Origin of the sequence: Tenacibaculum halocynthiae (assembly GCF_964512825.1) — a bacterium.
Taxonomy (GTDB): domain Bacteria; phylum Bacteroidota; class Bacteroidia; order Flavobacteriales; family Flavobacteriaceae; genus Polaribacter; species Polaribacter halocynthiae.
In genome coordinates this window covers 151,921-171,940 of sequence record NZ_CAZELG010000036.1, presented here as the reverse complement: position 1 = coordinate 171,940, position 20,020 = coordinate 151,921, and the positions used below count along the sequence as shown (strand labels likewise).

Sequence of the window (20,020 nt, the reverse complement as noted above, 5' to 3'; positions counted from 1 at the left end):
ATTCTTTATAAGATAGACTCTCTTGCTCAAAAACAACCGCAGCGGTATCTTCCTTTAAAGAAACTTGTTCTTTAAATAAATCGATAATTGTTTTATTTATGTTCATAATATACTTGCGCTATTAAATTCAGTTAGTATTTTAGTTTTTTCAGTATCTGATAAAATTTCTATGTCTTTCAATAATAGTTCTGCATCATCTGATATATTATCTATAATTCGAATAAAGTAAGAGGCAAAACGTTCAATACTGTCTTTTATAAATAAGTCTGTGTTATAGTCAAAAAGAAAAATATGCCTATTATCTTCTTCAACTATCTTAATCGTCAAATCAAATTTTGATTCTATAGAAGGGTATTCTATTTTTGAAAAAATAGTATCTTGTTTTTTTAATTTGGACCAGTCAAATGCATAATACTCAAACATTATATTAAACAAAGGACTATTACTCTGAGTTGGCTTTAGTTCTAAATCATCTACTAAATTTCCATAGGTATATTCTTGTTTAGATAAACAATCAAGAACATTTTCATTAACTTCTTTAAGAAAACTTGAAAAACTAATATCTCCTTTTGGAAAATTACGTAATGCTAATAAGTTTGTAAACACTCCCATTATGTTTTCCATATCTTTATACCATCTCCCTGTTGTTGAAGAACCAATAACAATATCTTCTTGATACGTTATTTTATAAAGAAAAGAATAATACACAGTTAGTAAAAGAGTAAACATTGTCACTCTTTTTTCTTTACTTACTTCTATTAATTTCTTTCTTCTTTCTCCATCAATAACTATGCTTAAAGTATCATTATAAGCAACACTAGATTTCATTTTTTGAAAATCATAAGGTAGGCTCAACGGTTCAGGCATATCTTCAAATTGATTTAACCAAAACTCTTTTTGATTATTGAATTCAACTCCTAAAGTGAATTTTTTATGCCATTCTGAAAAATCTTTATATTGAAGTTTTAATTGCGGTAATTCCTCCATTTTATATAACGCATAAAACTCTTTAAATAGAATATCAAACGAAGCTCCATCAGATACAATATGATGAATATCTAAAATAAGTTTGTTTTGTTTTTCTAAAAAGAAAACTCTAAACAAAAGCGGTTCTTCTAAATTGAATGGTTTTATACATTTCTTTAATAGTTTATCAAAACCTTCTTCTACCATTTCGATATTTTGTATAGAAAAGTTAACAGTATCATGTACTTTTTGAATCAATTCGTTATTGTAAACATGAAATGAGGTTCTTAGTATTTCATGACGCTCAATAATTTTTTTAAAAATATTCTCACATAGTTGAACATCTATTTGATCATTAAAAGATAACACAACTGGTGTATTGTATGCTATAGATAATGAATCCATCTGATAATTAACAAATAACCTTTTTTGTATCTTAGAAATTGGATAATATGATTTTTTTGTAGAAACCTTAATCTCTTCTATAGGTCTAATGAATGAGTTTTCAATTAATTTTACTTGATCTTTAAAATCAATAGCAATAAACAACTCTCTAATATCTATATGAACTCCAAATTTTTCTTGAATTTTTGACACTAAAACCCCTAAACCGATAGAACTACCTCCTAAGTAGAAAAAATTATCCGTTACTCCTACTTCATCTATTCCAAAATAATCTTTCCAAATATTCGCTAATTTCTTTTCAACCTCAGTCTTTGGAACAACATAAGAATCCTTTTTTAAGTTATTTTCGTATTTAAAAAATACTTTTATAAACTCATTATAATCTCCATTAATATATCTTTCTCTTAAAACGTATCTTTGAATTTTCCCACTTGTAGTTCTAGGTATTTTTTTAACAGCTATCACCTTTTTTACAACAAGCCCGATTCGTTCACTAATTATTTTTTTTATTGCATCTGATATTACTAAAAAATCTTCAACTTCTCCTATATAATTTACAAATACAAATAGTTCATCTTTGTATTTTTCATTATTAAAAACGTTACATGAAATTGCTTGTTGAAATTTAATAGAGGCTAGCTCTTCAATAACATTATCTATATCATTAGGAAAATAGTTTTGCCCATTAATTATAATCATCTCTTTCTCTCTACCTGTTATAATTAAATGTCCTTTATGAGTAAACCCTATATCTCCTGTATTAAACCAACCACTTTTTGATATTAATTTATCGGTCATTTCTTGATCATTATAATATCCAGATGTAATTGCTGTACTTTTAAGTTGAATGATCCCTAAAGTATCATCTGACAAGCATTCTTCCTTTTCATTAATTATTTTTATTTCAGTCCCCTCAAAAGCCCCTAAATCTGCGAAAGAAGAAGTATTAGCAGATTTTGATTCTTTAAATTCAACTTTATTTCCTATTTTTAATTTATTTCGATTTAGAAAAAACTCTTTAAAACCATTTTCTTTATTACATAAAGACACTATTAATACCGCTTCAGCTAAACCATACCCTGGAGTCATACATTTTTCTTTAAAACCATACGGTTTTAATATTTCCACCAACTTTCTACAAACCTCAATAGAAACTGGTTCAGCTCCATTTGCCATTAACTTTATTGTATCAAAAGACAATTCTTCTAATTTTTCTTTCTTTATATTTTCAAGAACATGAACATATCCGAAATTAGGAGACCCTGAAATCGTTATTTTTTGTTTAGATAAATTTTCTAACCATATTTCAGGGTTAGAAAGAAACAACATCGAAGGCATTAAAAACTGTGAAACATTTCCTAACAATGGTAATAAGTGAAAGAAAACTAATCCCATATCATGTGTTAAAGGCATCCAACCTAAAAACCTATCAGACTCCTGAATATCACACATTTTTAATGACAGGTTTATATTATATATAATACTTTCTTGAGTGTTTATTACCCCTTTTGGATTTCCAGTAGATCCTGATGAAAATTGAATGAAAACTATATCTGAAGATTCTCCAGGAACAGAAGAAGCTTTCTGTGTATACGCTAATTCATCATAGCTAATATATTTAGATATAACATTATTTATCTTTAGGTTTTTTTCTTGACCATAGTCTTTAATAATTGTTTTTAAAGAAGAAAAATCTGTTATTATATATGGGTTTTTTAATTTCCTCCACACTCCTATAATTTTACTAATTATATCTGAAGTAGTTCCTAACACTATAGGTACTGGTATAAAATTACCTAATACACAAGCCCAAAAAGTAATAATAAGATTTTTATTTGATTGAAACTGAAACACTACCTCATTACCAGGTTTTATTCCTCTTTCTTGTAGAGCATATAATTTATAACTAGCTTCTAGATAAAGTTTTTTATATGATAAATACTGAACATCACCACTTCCTTCAATAAAAGTAATGCCAGATTCTTTTTTAGAATTGATATTTTTTAAAAATATTTCTTGTATTGTTTGACCTTTTAATTCCATAAATCTTTACAAGTTTTTAAATTTTAACCCCCTCTAAATCAAATCCTTCCACAACTTTATTTATCACCATCGTTGACAATTGATTTACAGACGGTAAAGCCAACAGTTCCATTGAAGTCATTTTTAAAGAAAACTTGTTATTTATAATTCTTAACAACTCAACAGACAGTATAGAATCAATTCCTAAGAAACCAATTCCTTTATCAGATTGAATTTTATCTTTCGGTAGTTTTAACATCTTCGACAAAGCTTCTTTTAAAAATAATTTAACAAACTCGTACTGAACTTGTGTTTCTAATGATAACATCTCATTTAAAAACTCACTTTGTTCATTACTTAATTCGCTATTAGAATTTACATTATCTTTTATCAGTTCTTGAAAAATAGATAATCCACTACCCTGTAAATTATTACTTAAAACTTCCCAATTCAAATCAAAAAAGCCTACTTGTGTTGGTTTTTCTCTTAATATTTTTTCTAACCCAAGTAAAACCTGTTCATTTGTAAAACTTCGAATTCCTACCCCTTGTAAAATCATTTCTAAATTTTCACTTCTTGAAACAACACCTGACTCTGCAAGAACTCCAAGATTAATTGTTGTAGCTGGTAACCCCATGCTTTTACGAAGATTTGCAAATGAATCTAATAATGCATTTGCAACTATATAATTAGCTTGACCTACATTTCCAATTAGAGATGAAATTGAAGAAAACAACACAAAATTATCTAGATTCAAACCTTTGCTTAAGTGATGAATATTCGTTGCTCCATTAACTTTTGGTCTTAAAACTTTTCTAAATCTATCTTCATTCATATCTATTAAAAAACCATCGTCTAAAACCATAGCACAATGAAAAATACTTACAATCTCAGGAAGCTCTTTTTTTATTTGAGAAAATACTTTAGCCATTTGATCTAATTCAGATACATCTACGGAATACACCTTAACGTTTACTCCTCTTTCTTTCATTTGATTAACTTCCTTCTTTGTATGAGAATCTTTGAGTCCGCTTCTACTTAACAGAGCTAAATTCTTTACTCCATTATCAACTAACCATTTTCCTATTTCTAACCCTAATCCTTTTGTTCCTCCAGTAATTAGATATGTTTTATCTGTTTTAAAAAGTACATCTTCTTCTTTTATTTCTATAAACTGATTTTTGAAGTTTATGATAACATTACCAATATTAGTAGTGCTTTCAACTAATTCAAATGCCTTTGAAATTTCTTTTGGCGTAAACACCTTATTTGGAATAGGTTGCAAAACACCAGATTCTAAATTCCTTAATAAATCTTTAAATAATATTGATATTACTTCTTGTTTATCTTTTAAAACTTGATCAATATCTACAGAAATGTATGAAATGTTTTTGTTAAAAAAACTCATAGAAAGTAAAGTATTATCAATAATGTCTTTTTTCCCTATTTCTAAATATCTTCCATAAGGTGCCAAAATGGACATACTTTGATGTAAAGTTTCCTTCGGTAAATCACTAAGAATAACATCTACTCCTTTTCCTTTAGTTGACACTAAAATTTCTTTAGAAAAATCAAGACTCTTAAAATTATATATATTACTTACTCCAATTGATTTAAGGTAATTCTGTTTTTCTTCAGTATCTACTGTAGCGTATACTTCAGCCCCTATCATATTTGCGTAATTAATAGCAGCCAATCCTACTCCTTCAGTTGCATTATGAATTAAAATCTTTTCTCCTTTTGTAAGGCTTGCTTTCTCTTTTAAGCTATATAAAGTAATTAGATAGTTTAGAGCAATATTTGCATCCGTTCCTTTCAATTTTTCAGGACATTTTATTGCTAAATTTTCAGAAGTAATTGTAAAAGATTGAAAAGTTCCAGCTGCTATTGCTATAACTTTATCACCAACATTAAACTTAGTCACTTCTGAACCTATCTTGGTAATAATTCCAACACAATCTAACCCTAATGAGTTTTCACCATAAGTACCTTCAATAATTTCTGATGAAACTTTATTTGATATTTTTAAGTAATCCTTAAAACTAATAGCTGAACTCTCTATTAAAATTTCTATCTCATCTGCCTTGGGTACTCTTCTTTCAGTTCTTCCGAAATATAAATTTTCAATATCATTATAATCAGGAGGCATCAATTTAAGTGCTCTATTTTTAAATTGTATAGACTCTATATTTGATTTAGTATTCTTTTCTTCCCACTCCTTCATTCCTTTTCTATAAACCTTATCTTCTCTAACTGCAATTTCTTCAAATGGTTTTGTTGAATTATACATTTTATTCAAAACATTTCCCCATTCACTCTCAGAGATTCGTGAGCAATTATTAGCTTCGAAATCAATCAACCTAATTTTCCATTTTGATAATTCATTACCTATTAACCTCCCTAACCCATGGACTACTGTAGATTCTATTGATAAAATTTTATCGTTTTTTGTAACCACCTGAGTTCCTTTAGTTATCAAGTTGAGTGTAAATTTATTTTCTGATTTTCTAGAGAAAAACTGTACTACTTCTAATAATGGATTTATTTGCTTCAAACACTTCTCGCTTACTATTGACACCTCTTTAAGTGTATCATTTTTTAACATATATATTAATGTCAAATCTGACTTTAAATCGTTTCCTAAAAACTTTGATATGCTATCTAAATTCTCAATATCAATTATATAATGATCTTCACTTAATTCTTTAAAACTAGATCCAGGCTGTAATACTGTAACCTTACCTTCTAATTTTTCTATAAGTTGTATACAAGAAGAATAATCATCAGCAAAAATGTATGTAATACCAGAAGTATTAGGATTTTTTTCAATATTTACATTTTCTTCAAACCAATCATTCTCATACAAGCAATTATGAATAAAATTATTGGTATCTAATTGACTTGTTACTAACGACTGGCATTTAAAATCTTTTATTTCTATTGCAACATTTCCTTCACTATCACATATTTTCATATCAATTATTACGGCGTTAGCTGTACGTGATATTAAATTTGCGTAGCAAATCAACTCTTCTCCTGGAGTAAAGTAAAAATACATTTTACCTACTGAAACAGGTACAAATTCAGAACTATCAAAAGCTATTGTTGATTGAAAACAAGCATCTAATAAAATTGGATGAATAAAATATTCTTCAGACATTTCTTTAACAATTGGATGTCCAATTATTTTAGCAACTATTTCATTTCCTTCATACTTAATTTCTTTTATAGCTCTAAAATAAGGACCATACTCTAATTTAGCTTTGCTCAATTTTGCATACACTTCTTCTTCGGAAAAACTCCCCTTTAACCGAGTCAATATTGATTTAACATCAATTGATGAAGCTGATTTTGTATAATTCCCTACAATAAACTTACCTGTAGATCTTTTTATCCATTGTGTGTCATTACCTACATCATTACTATGAATACTAAAATGATTACTTTTTGAATCATATGAAGTATATAAATCTTGAATTTTATGATCATCTATTACTAGTAATTGATGAAACTTAATATTCTCTAACCCAAAAGGAATTTGTTTACTTATTTCTTCCTGATACAGTGCAATACCAGCTGCTATATAACCAGCTCCCGGAAATACTACATTATCCTGAACAATATGATCGTTCATAAATGGGAAAAAATATTTATTAAGCTCTACACTATATGTTAATTGTGGAGAATGGATTTTTTCATTAAGAAACACACTTCTCTCTCCACCTATTCGATCCTGTATTGACTGATCAGACTCTCTCCAGTAATTTTCTTTCTGCCATGGATAAGACGGTAAAGACAAATGAGGTAATTTAGCTACCCAACGTTCCCAATTTATTTGGTAACCAAGTGTAAAAAGAGTTGATATATTTTCAAAAAAGTTTAGCTGTTCAGTTACCTTTCTATTTAAAGTTTGTAATAATTGAAAAGAATCTTGATTTTTAATACACTCTTTCATTGAGTTTTTTAAAACAGGATGTGGTCCTATTTCAATAAAAACCTTATATTTATCTCTTACTAAAGAATCCATTGTTTTAGAAAACCTAACAGGCTCTCGAACATTTTTCCACCAATATTTATTATTAATATTTTCTCCTGAAATTTTATCTGCTGTTACAGTAGAATACAGATCTATATTTGTTTCTTTTCCCTTAAGACTATTAAGACAATCCAAAAGGTTCTCTTTAATTGGTTCCATCATTGGGCTATGATAGGGAACAGTTACCTCTAACAAACGGTGAAATACCCCCATGGTTTCGTAATACTCCTCTAACTCTTCTAAACTTTCTTTTTTACCAGCCAAAGTAACCGAACCAGGACTATTAATAGCTGCTATAGAAACATCTTTATAGTTTTTCAATGAATCTTTTACATCAAATTCAGAAAGCCCAACCGCTAACATTGTTCCAGTTCCTGCAGTTTTATGCTGCAACCTACTTCTTTGATAGCTTACTAGTAAAGCTTCTTTAAGAGACAATGCTCCAGAGATATAAGTAGAAGCTACTTCTCCTACACTATGCCCAACAACTGCATTTGGTACTACTCCATAATGTTCGAGTAAACGTGTTAAAGCAATTTGAATAATTAAATTAGCTGGTTGTGCTATATAAGTTTCTTTAATTTTAGAAATCTCTTCTGGCTTTTTCATTTCTTTCATGATTGACCACCCAGATATTTTTTCAAATTCAATATCACATTCTTTAACAGCTTTATAAAAAACAGGTTCTGTCTCCATTAATTCAAGCCCCATTTTCCACCATTGTGGTCCCATTCCTGTATACACAAAAACAACTTCTGGATTCTTAGCTTGTACATTTCCTTTTACTACCCCTTTAACTAAAATATCTTCTTCAAAAGCTTCTATTTTCTCTAATAACTCATCTTTGGAAGATGCTACAATAGCTAGTCTATCTGAATGATGTGATCGTCTATAAATAGCATTACTAATTACTTGAGGAAAGTTTTCATTTCCATTTTGAAGATAATTTTTATATTTTGTTACTAATTCTTTTAAAGCTTCATTACTTCTAGCACAAATAGGAAAAATAAAATGATCTTCTTTTTCTAAATTATATGTTTTTTTACTAGTATTAAGAGGCACTTGTTTTAATACCGCATGGGCATTTGTTCCTCCATATCCAAATGAATTAATAGAAGCGTACGATATTAAATTTTGTGGTAATTTTTCTAACGAAGTGGGTACCTTTAAAATACTTTCTTCATAATTTAACGCTGGATTTGGGGTGTTAAAATGTAAATTAGCTGGAACTGAATTTTTATTTAAACATAGCGCTGTTTTTATTAAACCAGCAACTCCTGAAGCTGCTTCCAAATGGCCAATATTTGTCTTAACAGAGCCTACTAAACATTTAGATTTTGGATCTCTTTCTTCAGACAGTGCCTCATTCAAAACACTAAACTCTATTGGATCACCAACTGGAGTACCTGTTCCATGAGCCTCAACATAATGAATATCTTCTTTATTAACACCATTTTCTTCATACACTTTTCTAATTAATTTTTTTTGTGCTTCTTTACTTGGAACCGTTATACCATTGGTATGTCCATCCTGATTAACACCCGTTCCTTTAATCAAAGCATATACCCTATCCCCATCTTTTAACGCATCTTCATAGGGTTTTAAAATAACTGCTCCCCCTCCTTCTCCTCTAACATATCCACCTGCATCACTATCAAATGTTTTACAACGAGAATGCTTAGAAAGAAACTGACCTTTACTCATAAACAGAGATACTTCTGGCCTTAGCAATGCGTTAACTCCTCCAACCAAAGCCATTGAAGATTCTCCTCTCCAAATACTCTGGCAAGCATAATGTGTAGCCACTAAAGATGATGAACAAGCTGTATCTATAGTTATTGAAGGTCCTTTTAAATCAAAGAAATAGGATAATCTATTTGAAAGCATAGTCATTGACAATCCCACTGCTGTATGTGAATTTATTAAATGTCTATTTTCTTTTGATGTTTGTATAGAATAATTATCTAAAGTAAAGCCTCCCATAAATACACCTGTATTAGATCCTTTTATTTTATCTAAAGAAACTCCTGCATCTTCAAATGCTTCATAAGCTACTTCTAGCAAGATTCTTTCTTGTGGATCTAATGATTCTGCTTCTACTGGTGAAATACCAAAAAACAATGGATCAAAATCTTTTATTTTTTCTTTTAGAAAACCACCTTGTTTTGCCCTAATTTTCCCTGGTTTATTTTCATTTTCATCGTAAAACCGTCTATTATCCCACCTATCTGATGGTACATCAATTATACCGTCTGTTTCATTTAATAACATCTTCCAAAATTTCTCTGGAGAAGAACTAGAACCTGGGAATCGACATCCCATTCCCACAATAGCTATAGGTTTATTTTGATTTTTCATAATTAAGAATAAAAGAAATAATTAGTAGTATAATTTTGTATGACCATAAACTTATTCTTAATAAGCATTGATTAACCTAATAGCTATACCTAAATAAGAATTTTTTTTTAAAAAAGTTTATGGATTTAAAAGAAGAACTTATGCTTCTTTAATGTACTCTTATGACTGAAGTGAAAAGAGTTTTATTAGAAAATATTAGAAAATATTATTATCTTCTATATTTTATTCATTATTGATAGCGTTAATAGGGTTTTCACGAGAAGCAAACCATATTTTCCCACTTATTGAAATTAAAACAATAAAAAAAGTTATCAGAATTACGTTTAAAAAAACTAATGGTGTAACACCAACACTATATGGAAATATTTCAGAAAACTGTAGTACCCCAAAATAAGTTAAAATTAAACTTAAAGATGTTGCTATAACATATAAAACCACATACTCTTTTAAAATAAGTGTAAATAATTTTTTTGTACTTGCTCCTAAAATTTTACGAATAGCAATCATCTTCTTTTGAGTTTTTAAAGAAAATGAGATTAAGCTATATAAACCAATAACTACTAATAAAATTGATATCACAGAAAATAAAATAAATATTTTCATTACATTTTCTAATGCACTCATGTATCCTTTGTCAAATCCATCTTCCAAAAACCTAAATTCAACAGGATCATTTGTAAAACTTGAATTAAAAACTTCGTTAATTTCTCTTTTAGTTTCTACCCTATTATTATTATTTATTTTAATGCTTACAACTGCATATGCTTTATCTTCAGCAGTCATTGTAAACATTATTGGAGGTATTTTTTGAAATAATGAAAATTGATTAAAATCTTTAACAACTCCTATAATTTTTAGTCGCCCATTATCAATTGTTTTTCCTATTGGATCTTTTAACCCCATAAGTAAAACAGTAGTTTCATTAACAATACATGAATTGGTTACATCTGTTGAATATTCTTTCGAAAACCATCTCCCTTTTACTAAATTCATTTTAAATGTTTCAAGAAAATCATAATCTACAGCATATGAAGACAATCGAATTTTTTCATTATTTACACTTCCTTCCCATCCCATCTTTTTATTTCCTCCAGAACTAAAAAAAGGTGCTCCTTCAGATATTGTATAATTAAGAATATTTGGGTTTTGGAGTAAGGTGTTTTTTATAACTTTAAGATGTTCAGTTGATTCTTCATTTGGTGTTTTTATCCAGGTCATTAATAAATTTTCTTTTTTAAAACCTAAATCTTTCTCATTTAAATAATCAATTTGTGATATTATATAAATAGATAAAAATATTAATGGTATAGTAATAAACAGTTGAAATAAAACGAGGCCCTTTCTTAAATAACTTCTACGTTTAATGGATGTATTTCCTTGAAGAAAAGAAGTAATTTTTAAAGAAGCTAAATAAAATACAGGATATAATCCTCCGATACAACCTAACACTAAACTTATAAAAACTATTTTTAAGAAAAACCAATTACTCCCTTTAAATGACAATGAAAGATCTCTACCTACAACTTCACTAAAAAATGGCAATATAAAAACAACAAGTACACTAGAGAGAAGAATAATACTAAAAATCATAAACAATGATTCAATAATAAATTGAAACTGTAATTGATTTTTTGAAATACCTAACACTTTTTTCATTCCTATTTCTAGCTCTCTATTAACCAACTGCGTAGTTGTTAAATTTATATAATTAACGGTAGTTACAAAAGCTGTAAAAAAAACAACTATAAGAAATAAATAAATTACAATTACATTATTTCTTACTCCACCAACGGCGTCATTTCTTACATCAAGTGAATTCAAGTATACATCAGTAATTGGTCTAATACTTAATAACTCTGTACTTCCATCTTCAAACGTTACATGATCATCTAACAGATTTTTTAATTTATCAGATAATTTATCTACTTGAACACCATTACCAAGTAAAATGTATGTACACGAATAATTCGTATCCCATCCTTTTTCGTGTTTGATTCCAAACAATTCCTTATAAGAATTATACGAAATAATGTACTCCATACTAAAATGAGAATCTTGTGGATAATCTTTAAATACACCTGTAACAGTTACAAACGATTTCTTATTTACTTTAATAATTTTACCAATAACTTCTCCCTCTGGAAACAGTTTATTAGCCAGTGTTTCAGATAATACTATACTCTTTGGCTCAACCAATGCGTTATTTTGACTCCCACTTATAAAATGAAAACTAAACATTTTTAAAAAAGAATTATCAGCTATCAACCCTTCTTCTCTTGGGTATACTTCATTATCTATAGATAAATAATTCTTTGTTGTTCTAACACTAGAAGCATTTACAATCTCAGGAAAAGACACTTTTACTTTCTTGGCAAGTTCATAAGGTGTAGTATCAAATTTTTGATGCTCAATTTTATCATTAACTGTTCTTTCTATTCGAAATAACTTACCATGATTTTCATTAAAACTATCATAATTTCCTTCATAAGATATATAAAGAGCCATTAAAACAATTGAGGTAAAACCAATTGATGAACCGATTAAATTTACAAGAAAAGATTTTTTATCTTTCCTTAACTGTCGCAAAACGAGTAAAAAATTAAGTTTTAACATATTCTCTAATATTTTTATTACACATGAAACATTACAATTAATACTGGCTAGATAATGTAGTTAGTTCTTTATTTAAAACTGAAATTTTTCCCATATCCATTTTATAAATATTATCAGCTAAATTAAAATACTTGTCATCATGTGAAATAATAATTAATATTTTCCCCTCTGCTCTCATTTTCACAAGTAACTCGTTGTAAAAAAAGTCTCTAAACTCAGGATCTAAGTCAGCTGCCACCTCATCGAAAAAATAAACAGGTCTATCTTCTAAATATGACTTTAATATTGCCAAACGTTTGCGTTGACCTTTAGATAAATCTATTGTACTAAAGGCTCCTTCTTCAATTTTAACCTTTTCTGATAATTGAAGTACTTTTAACCATTCATAAACTTGATTAAGACGATCTTCTTTAATATCATATAACTTTTTAAATAAATAAAAATCACTATAAATAACTGAAAAACACTCACTTAAACTTCTATTTGTTACGTTTTCATCATTAATTAGGATACTACCTGAAGTCGGCTCATATAGCCCTACTAACAACTTAAGTAATGTGGTCTTACCACTTCCATTTCCACCAACTATAAAAACTAATTCACTTTCATTTACTTCAAAAGAGATTGGTCCTATACCATAGGTTAAAGTGTTTTCTTCACCCTCATAATTAAAACAAACATTTTTTACTGTTATTTTACCCACTTTAGGAATGGTAGTTTTCCCAACACTATCATTAACTGTAACCTCCTCAATTTCATCATCTCCTAAAAAAGCTTTAATTCTTTTCCAAGATACTTGAACGTTTATAATATGAGGAGCTGTATTAATTAGCATACCAACTGGACCCCATAAAAATAAAACCGCAATGACATAAGCTGTTGTAATATCTTTATCTGCTGGAAAAAGTAATGGGAAGAGTAGACAAGTCACACCTATTGCGGTAGTAAAAGAAAGTTCAGAGAACAAAGAAGAATCTATTTCTAAATTAACATTAGATTTACGAGCTTCGAAAGCACTTTTACTTGATTTTTCTATGTCTGTATAAAATCTATCTCTTTTTATTTTATGCAAGACTAGTTCTTTAAACCCATTAACCAATCCTGATACTAAATTATTAAAAAACTCTCTTTTAATTAGTACTTTTTGCCCTGCTTTTTTAAGAGGCTTAGACAAAAGAAAAAATATACTAAATATAAAAAGTGTTGCTCCTAAAAACATTAAAGAACTTATGATATTTAAAGTAAACATGTAAACTACAACTAAGATTGTAGTAACTGCCGCTATGTACATATTTACTGCATCTTGTGAAAAATAGAAAATCGCATTTACATCATCATTCAACATGGTATAAATTTTACCATTTTGTATTTTTTCATATTTTTGGTATGTACTTTTTAGCATTTTTTTAATAATTGTCATATTTACTTTATGAGCAATTAAAATTCCAAGATTTGCAGTTTGTCTTTTACTTATTCTAACTGTTACAATGTAAGTAAAGGTAGTTACTATGAAAAAAAACAAAAGATATCCAGCATTAACATCCTCCGAAACAAACTTACTTATAATCATCACATTAACAGCACTGGCTACTCCTGGAAATAAACTCAACAATAACAATTGTGGTGTTACATTAAAATAATGATTTTTATGTGGCATAAAGACAGAGAGTCTTACAACGGTATAAAAAGCTATAATCATAGCTCCAATAGATATTATTGATGTTTGTAATTCTAAATTTTCTAATTTTGTGCTTGACCAAAAATTTTGATCATAAAAAGCTACAGGAAAAAAATATATCGATACAATTATAGGTGCAAGTATTACAAATCCTAAAAAATAATTAACAATTTTTTTAAAGGAAAAATCTATCTTTCTTTCTTTTTTAAATATTTGATATAGTACGGTTCCGAAATACAATATTCCTAAAAAAGCTATGATTCCGCTTAATATGAATAATTTATTAGTTATATTTTCCATTGTATTAATTGGTTTTATTTTTTAATATGCTATAATATTTATTATGTTTTTTCTCTCTTTCAAATAAAATCTTATAAAGATTTATTGATGCTACTTTTAAGTAATCATTTCTTGTGGTTGTCCCATTGTGGTTAATGTAGTTCGCTCTCCTTCAAACGGACGTCTTCCATGTGAAAACATCATATTATCAAGTAGTAAGAAATCATCCTTTTCCCATTTAAAAACTATAGAATTTTCTTTATAGAAATCTATAAATTCTTTTATTACTTCTGGTTCAATTTCAGTTCCATCCCCATAATAAGTAGCAAAAGGTAAACTCTCCTCTTCAAAATATTCTAAAATAGCAGGATCGTATAAACACTTTAATCCAAAAAACATATGATTAAACCACATCTCATCATTAGTAATCGGATGTCGCTGTATCGCAGGAAGAGTCCATTTAACTCTCAAGTGACCTTCATTTACCCATTCAAACTCATGACCAAATGATGTAAGAATTTTAGCTACTTCATTTTTATCATTTGTTTGATAAATTGTTTGCCAACTTAATCCAATTCCAGGCATACTATTTCTAACATACTGAATTCCTTTTTCTCTAAATTTTTTTATAGTTTCATTTTTTAAACAAGCCAGAAGCTTTCTTTCATCTGCAATAGGTGTTTCTCCACCTTTTAAAGCAGGCACTAACGAGTAAAAAGCTATTATTCTATTATATAAATTAGAATAAGAATTTTCTGTATGCATATGAATAGTTTGATCACTTGGATGACTTGTAGAAGTATAAACATTATTATATACACGATCTCTAGGTGATGTTCTATTCTTATACTCTATTCCCTTGCCAGAAATAATTGAAAACAACTTATTAAAGTTTTTGGCTCCATCTATTTTAAACCCTCTTAAAAGTAGTGCTCCATGATCTAGAAGCATCTTATTTAATTCATCTTTGTACTGTTTTGCCCATATGAAAACATCTATATCTTCTTTTAATTTTATTGTTAGCGGGTTATTATTTGATGAAGTCTTTATATCAACATTTCTCCCTAGTTCAATTCCTTGTATCGTTTGTGACTCGGTAAATATTTCCATTTTGTAAATTTTATTTTTTGCCTATTCTCTAAAGGTTAAAGCTCAGTTTTTAAAAAAATCCTTTCTGAGCGTGAATTCTATTTTTCAGTTTCATTACAAAGAATAGACTTAAGTATATTATTCATAATAAAACTATTACTTCTTGATTTATTATCATTAAAAAATAATTAATCAATAAAGTATTTGGATTTACTTCTAAACAATCACTTACATCTAATTCCCCTTCTTTGTAAGTTAAAATCTCTTATGCTTCCAATAAAACACCTTTATTTAATTCTATAGCAGTATTTAAATAATTATTAGCAATTGCCATATCAAAAACAGCCATCCCCATAGGATTAAACATTATAGGTTGATTCTTTTTTAAAGTTTTAAAAAAACCATTTAAAACATCTTGCATAAGCTTTACTTGACTACTTTCTAAATGATTGACCTTATGAAACATTTCTATATCAGTATTTTCCCTACATACCTCATTCCAATCATCAACAATTATACTTTCAGCAAACCATGGAAACACGTCTGTCTTATAATCTCTTAAAGAAACATTTAAATGAAGAGAAGAATCTTTAGGCTTTTTATTTATATAAGGTTCTTTTGATACTGTACATGTAATAAATATATCGGCATCTGTATATGCTTCTTCCCAACTTCCAACTATATTAACTTTGTCTTTTAAAGGATAAGCAATTTCATCTTTAGAAATATTTTTCAAATCAAATAAAAGTACCTCTTCTAATGAATCACCAAGTAATTCATTACACATATTTAAATGATATTGTCCAATTGGGCCAAAGCCTATTAAACCTACTTTTACTTTTTTATGTCGCTTTAGTTCTAAAAATTTCTTTATGATTAAACCACTAACTGAAGCCGTACGGATTGCCGATATAGAACCACTATTTATTACACTAACAGGTTTGCCTGTTTCTGCTTCGTTCAAGACAATAACACTATGTGCCCTCGCAATTCCTTTTTGAGGATTTTCAGGAAAACTAGCAATCCACTTTATTCCAGATCTATTTATATCCCCACCAACAAAAGCTGGCATTGCAATAATTCTATTTTTGGGATTTCTATACCTTAAATAAGGTTTTATAGGTTGGGAAATATCTTCTGACTCAATACATCTAGTTGCCAATTCTATTGCTTTAATGTTTTGCTCCCAGTCTAATTTTAAATTCTTAATATTTTTATCTCCTAAGTATATCATTTTTTTATTAATTTTTATTTTTATATTGCTACAGCCTCTGAATAAACATTTTGATCATTATACTCTCTCACCATTTCACACCATTCATCATTATAAATAGTACTCATATACCTCTCTCCTCTATCTGCAAATACACACATGATATTAACTTTAGAGTCTACCTTATTTTTTTTAAAATATTTTTTAATCCCAGCATATACAGAACCTGATGAACCACCAGCATATAAATTATGTCTCTCCAACAACTCTCTACAAGAATTTATTGTTTCGTCTTCATTCACATACACTACATCATCAATTTTTGCGTGTTTTATTATTTCAGGCCTCATACTAGAACCTATTCCTGGAATAAATCTCTTCTGTGATTTCCCTCCAAAAATCACAGAACCGTTTACATCTACTGCAATAACTTTTGCATTAGGGTAGTTCTTTTTGACCCTTTGAGAAACCCCTGTAATTGTTCCCCCGGAACTAATTCCCATAAATAAGTAATCAACTTTTTGTCTAGGTGCCTCTAAACAAATTTCGGTCCCTAAAGAATTATAGTACGCCTGCGCATTTAATGGATTTGCATATTGATTTACCCAATAAATATTATCTGTTTTATTTAGTATTTCTTTTATTTTTTTTATTCTATTTAACAAATACCCCCCATGAGCATCAGGCTCTGTTATACGAATAACTTCAGCTCCTTGTAACCGAATTAACATCTCATTTACTGGCAAAGTAGTTTTATCAATTACACAAGTAAATTTTAAACCATTATGTTTAGCATAAGCAGAAAGTGCTACACCAAAATTACCAGAAGATGATTCAATTAATGTTGTGTTTTTATTTATCGTTCCTTCACTTAATAAACGATTTATAATATAACAGGCTGCTCTATCTTTTACACTTCCCGTAGGATTATAGAATTCTAATTTTGCAAAAACATTTAGATTTGGTTCGTTTGCTATCGGAAGAGATGCCATTGGAGTATTTCCAATTTTATTTAATATATTGTTTACCATGATTTCTGTAATTTAAAAGCTTGTTATTTTTTTATAAAGCATTAGAATAGATATACTACCAACATTTATAGTTTGGTAATTTTTATTTCAACTAAATAAATATTTAGTAGATGTATTGTATAAAATGAAAGTAAATCGTGTAGCTTATGAAGTCACGATCATTTTGATAATTTCCGATAGTAGAAAGCAAATTGATTATTGCATTATCGAAAATAAATTATATTAAACAGAAGCGGCTAATTCCTTATTTTCTTTAATATTCGCTCTGCTTTCAAAAGCTATCTTTCCATCTAAAAGATGAATAACTCTATCAGCATATTTGGCATCCCTATCTGAATGAGTTACCATGATAATGGTAGCTCCTTCTTTATTTAACTCACTAAGTAAATTCATTACTTCAATTCCATTTTTGGAATCAAGATTACCTGTAGGCTCATCAGCTAAAATTAGCTTTGGGTTAGTTACCACTGCTCTTGAAATTGCTACACGTTGCTGTTGCCCTCCTGATAATTGTTTCGGGAAATGTTTTGATCTATGATCAATTTGCATCCTTTTTAAAACCTTTTTCACTCGATTTCTTCTTTCTTTTTTACTTATATTAAGGTAGATTAAAGGCAATTCTACATTTTCAAAAACAGTTAACTCATCAATCAAATTGAATTTTTGAAAAACAAATCCAATATTACTTTTTCTAAGTTCAGCAAATTCTTTTTCATTGAACTTACCTATTTCTTGCCCATTGAATATATAGCTACCTGAATCTCCACTATCTAACATACCTATAATATTCAATAAAGTTGACTTACCACAACCAGAAGGTCCCATTATAGCAGTAAACTCTCCTTTTTTAACATTAAAACTGACATTATTAAGAGCCAAGGTTTTAACATCTTCTGTTATAAAACTTTTATTTAAATTTCCAATTTTAATCATTTTTAACAAATTTTAGTTATTAATTTACTGAGACTAACCCTTATTCAAGCGAATAGTTTTGCTCTTATTTATTTTAATATTATTTTTTCAACATCTCCGAAACTATCATAATTACTTATAATTACTTTTTCTCTAGGTTCTAACCCTTCAAGTACCTCATAATATTTAGAATTTTGTTTTCCCACACGTATATTACGTTTTACGGCTTCATTTCCATCAGGATTTAAAACAAAAATCCATTGTCCTCCAGTACTATGAAAAAAACTTCCTTTTGGTAAAAGAATTGCATCAGAAGATTCTCCTAGCTTTAACTTTAAATTATAACTTTGTCCTGTTCTAATAGTTTCTGGTTTATCATTCATGAAAACAAGATCTACCTTAAATTTCCCATTTCGAACTTCTGGATAAACTTTTCTTAAACGTAAAAAATAATTGGTTCCATTGCGTTCTAAAACACCTTGTAATTCTCTTTTTACTCGTTCAATATAATGTTCATCTATATTGGCTTCAATTTTAAAGTTTGTCAATACATTTATTTGACCTATGCGTTGACCTTGAGATATGTTTTGACCTATTTCAGCATCTAAAAAACCAAGCTGTCCATCAGCTGGAGCCCTTACATTTAAATAATCTAAACGCTTATACACCATCGCTAATGTTTTTCTCATCCTATTTAAATCAGTATCTAAGCCTGATAATGAAGTAGTTCTTAAATTATCATCATTATCTTTTTGTAATTTTATAATATTAAATTGTTCTAATGCCAATTCATAATCTTCTTTAGAAAGCAAATACTTTTCTTTAGAAATTAGTTCTTCTTTGTAAAGAGACTTATTTTGGGTAAAGTTTCTCTTTAATCTTTGAAGGTCTGTTTTTGCCGTTGCTAATGATCTTTTACCTTCTACTTGACGAGTATCAAATGTTAGCTTTGTAGATCTTAAATCATTTTGTTTTAAAGCTAAATTACTCTCACTAGCCATAATTTTTTCATAAAGATTCATATTTTCTAATTTCAGAATAATATCACCTTTTTTTACTGTTGCCCCTTCTTCAATCATTTTTTCACTAACTCTTCCCCCTTCATAAGCATCCATAAATATTGTTGTTATTGGAGCTACATTTCCATTTATTGTTATATAATCATCAAACTTTCCGTCTGTAACTTTAGCTATAGAAACCTTATCTCTTTCTATTCTATATGTAGAAATACTTGTTACAAAAACAAATTGATATCCTACAAAAAGAACTAACAAACAGAGGGCTATGTAGCCATAATGTTTTTTTCGAAATCCTTTTTTCTTTTTAATTTGTATATCCATAATTAAAAAAATATTGTTTATTTATAAATTTTATTATTATACACTTAAACCTTAGCTTCAAGTGTATTTGTATTAATT

General features: G+C 28.4%; 9 protein-coding genes. All 9 read right to left on the bottom strand.

Annotation, left to right across the window (positions count from 1 at the left end; translation table 11 throughout):
* Window positions 1–102: 102 nt before the first annotated feature.
* On the bottom strand, window positions 103–3,414 hold the full coding sequence (locus tag ACKTTQ_RS14410) for a condensation domain-containing protein (protein ID WP_408049604.1): 3,312 nt from the start codon (window positions 3,412–3,414) through the stop codon (window positions 103–105).
* A gap of 16 nt (window positions 3,415–3,430) precedes the next feature.
* On the bottom strand, window positions 3,431–9,787 hold the full coding sequence (locus ACKTTQ_RS14405) for an SDR family NAD(P)-dependent oxidoreductase (RefSeq protein ID WP_408049603.1): 6,357 nt from the start codon (window positions 9,785–9,787) through the stop codon (window positions 3,431–3,433).
* Window positions 9,788–10,009: 222 nt separating this feature from the next.
* Window positions 10,010–12,400 carry an ABC transporter permease gene (locus ACKTTQ_RS14400; protein ID WP_408049602.1) on the bottom strand — a complete coding sequence of 797 codons (2,391 nt, stop codon included), beginning with the start codon at window positions 12,398–12,400 and terminating at the stop codon, window positions 10,010–10,012.
* A 37-nt stretch (window positions 12,401–12,437) separates the two neighbouring features.
* Entirely contained in the window at window positions 12,438–14,378 is a 1,941-nt protein-coding gene (locus ACKTTQ_RS14395) for a cyclic peptide export ABC transporter (protein ID WP_408049601.1), read from the bottom strand.
* Window positions 14,379–14,474: 96 nt separating this feature from the next.
* A complete protein-coding gene (locus ACKTTQ_RS14390) occupies window positions 14,475–15,467 on the bottom strand; it encodes a TauD/TfdA family dioxygenase (protein ID WP_408049600.1) in 993 nt (330 codons plus the stop codon).
* Window positions 15,468–15,711: 244 nt separating this feature from the next.
* Complete coding sequence (locus tag ACKTTQ_RS14385) at window positions 15,712–16,680, bottom strand: 2,3-diaminopropionate biosynthesis protein SbnB (RefSeq protein ID WP_408049599.1); 969 nt, start codon at window positions 16,678–16,680, stop codon at window positions 15,712–15,714.
* A gap of 20 nt (window positions 16,681–16,700) precedes the next feature.
* A complete protein-coding gene (sbnA, locus tag ACKTTQ_RS14380) occupies window positions 16,701–17,690 on the bottom strand; it encodes a 2,3-diaminopropionate biosynthesis protein SbnA (protein ID WP_408049598.1) in 990 nt (329 codons plus the stop codon).
* Between the two features lie 222 nt (window positions 17,691–17,912).
* The gene (locus ACKTTQ_RS14375) at window positions 17,913–18,623 is read right to left on the bottom strand and encodes an ABC transporter ATP-binding protein (RefSeq protein ID WP_408049597.1); all 711 of its coding nucleotides are present in this window, start codon (window positions 18,621–18,623) and stop codon (window positions 17,913–17,915) included.
* A gap of 68 nt (window positions 18,624–18,691) precedes the next feature.
* Window positions 18,692–19,942 (bottom strand): efflux RND transporter periplasmic adaptor subunit, encoded by a 1,251-nt coding sequence (locus ACKTTQ_RS14370; RefSeq protein WP_408049596.1) that lies wholly within the window; start codon window positions 19,940–19,942, stop codon window positions 18,692–18,694.
* Window positions 19,943–20,020 lie beyond the last annotated feature (78 nt).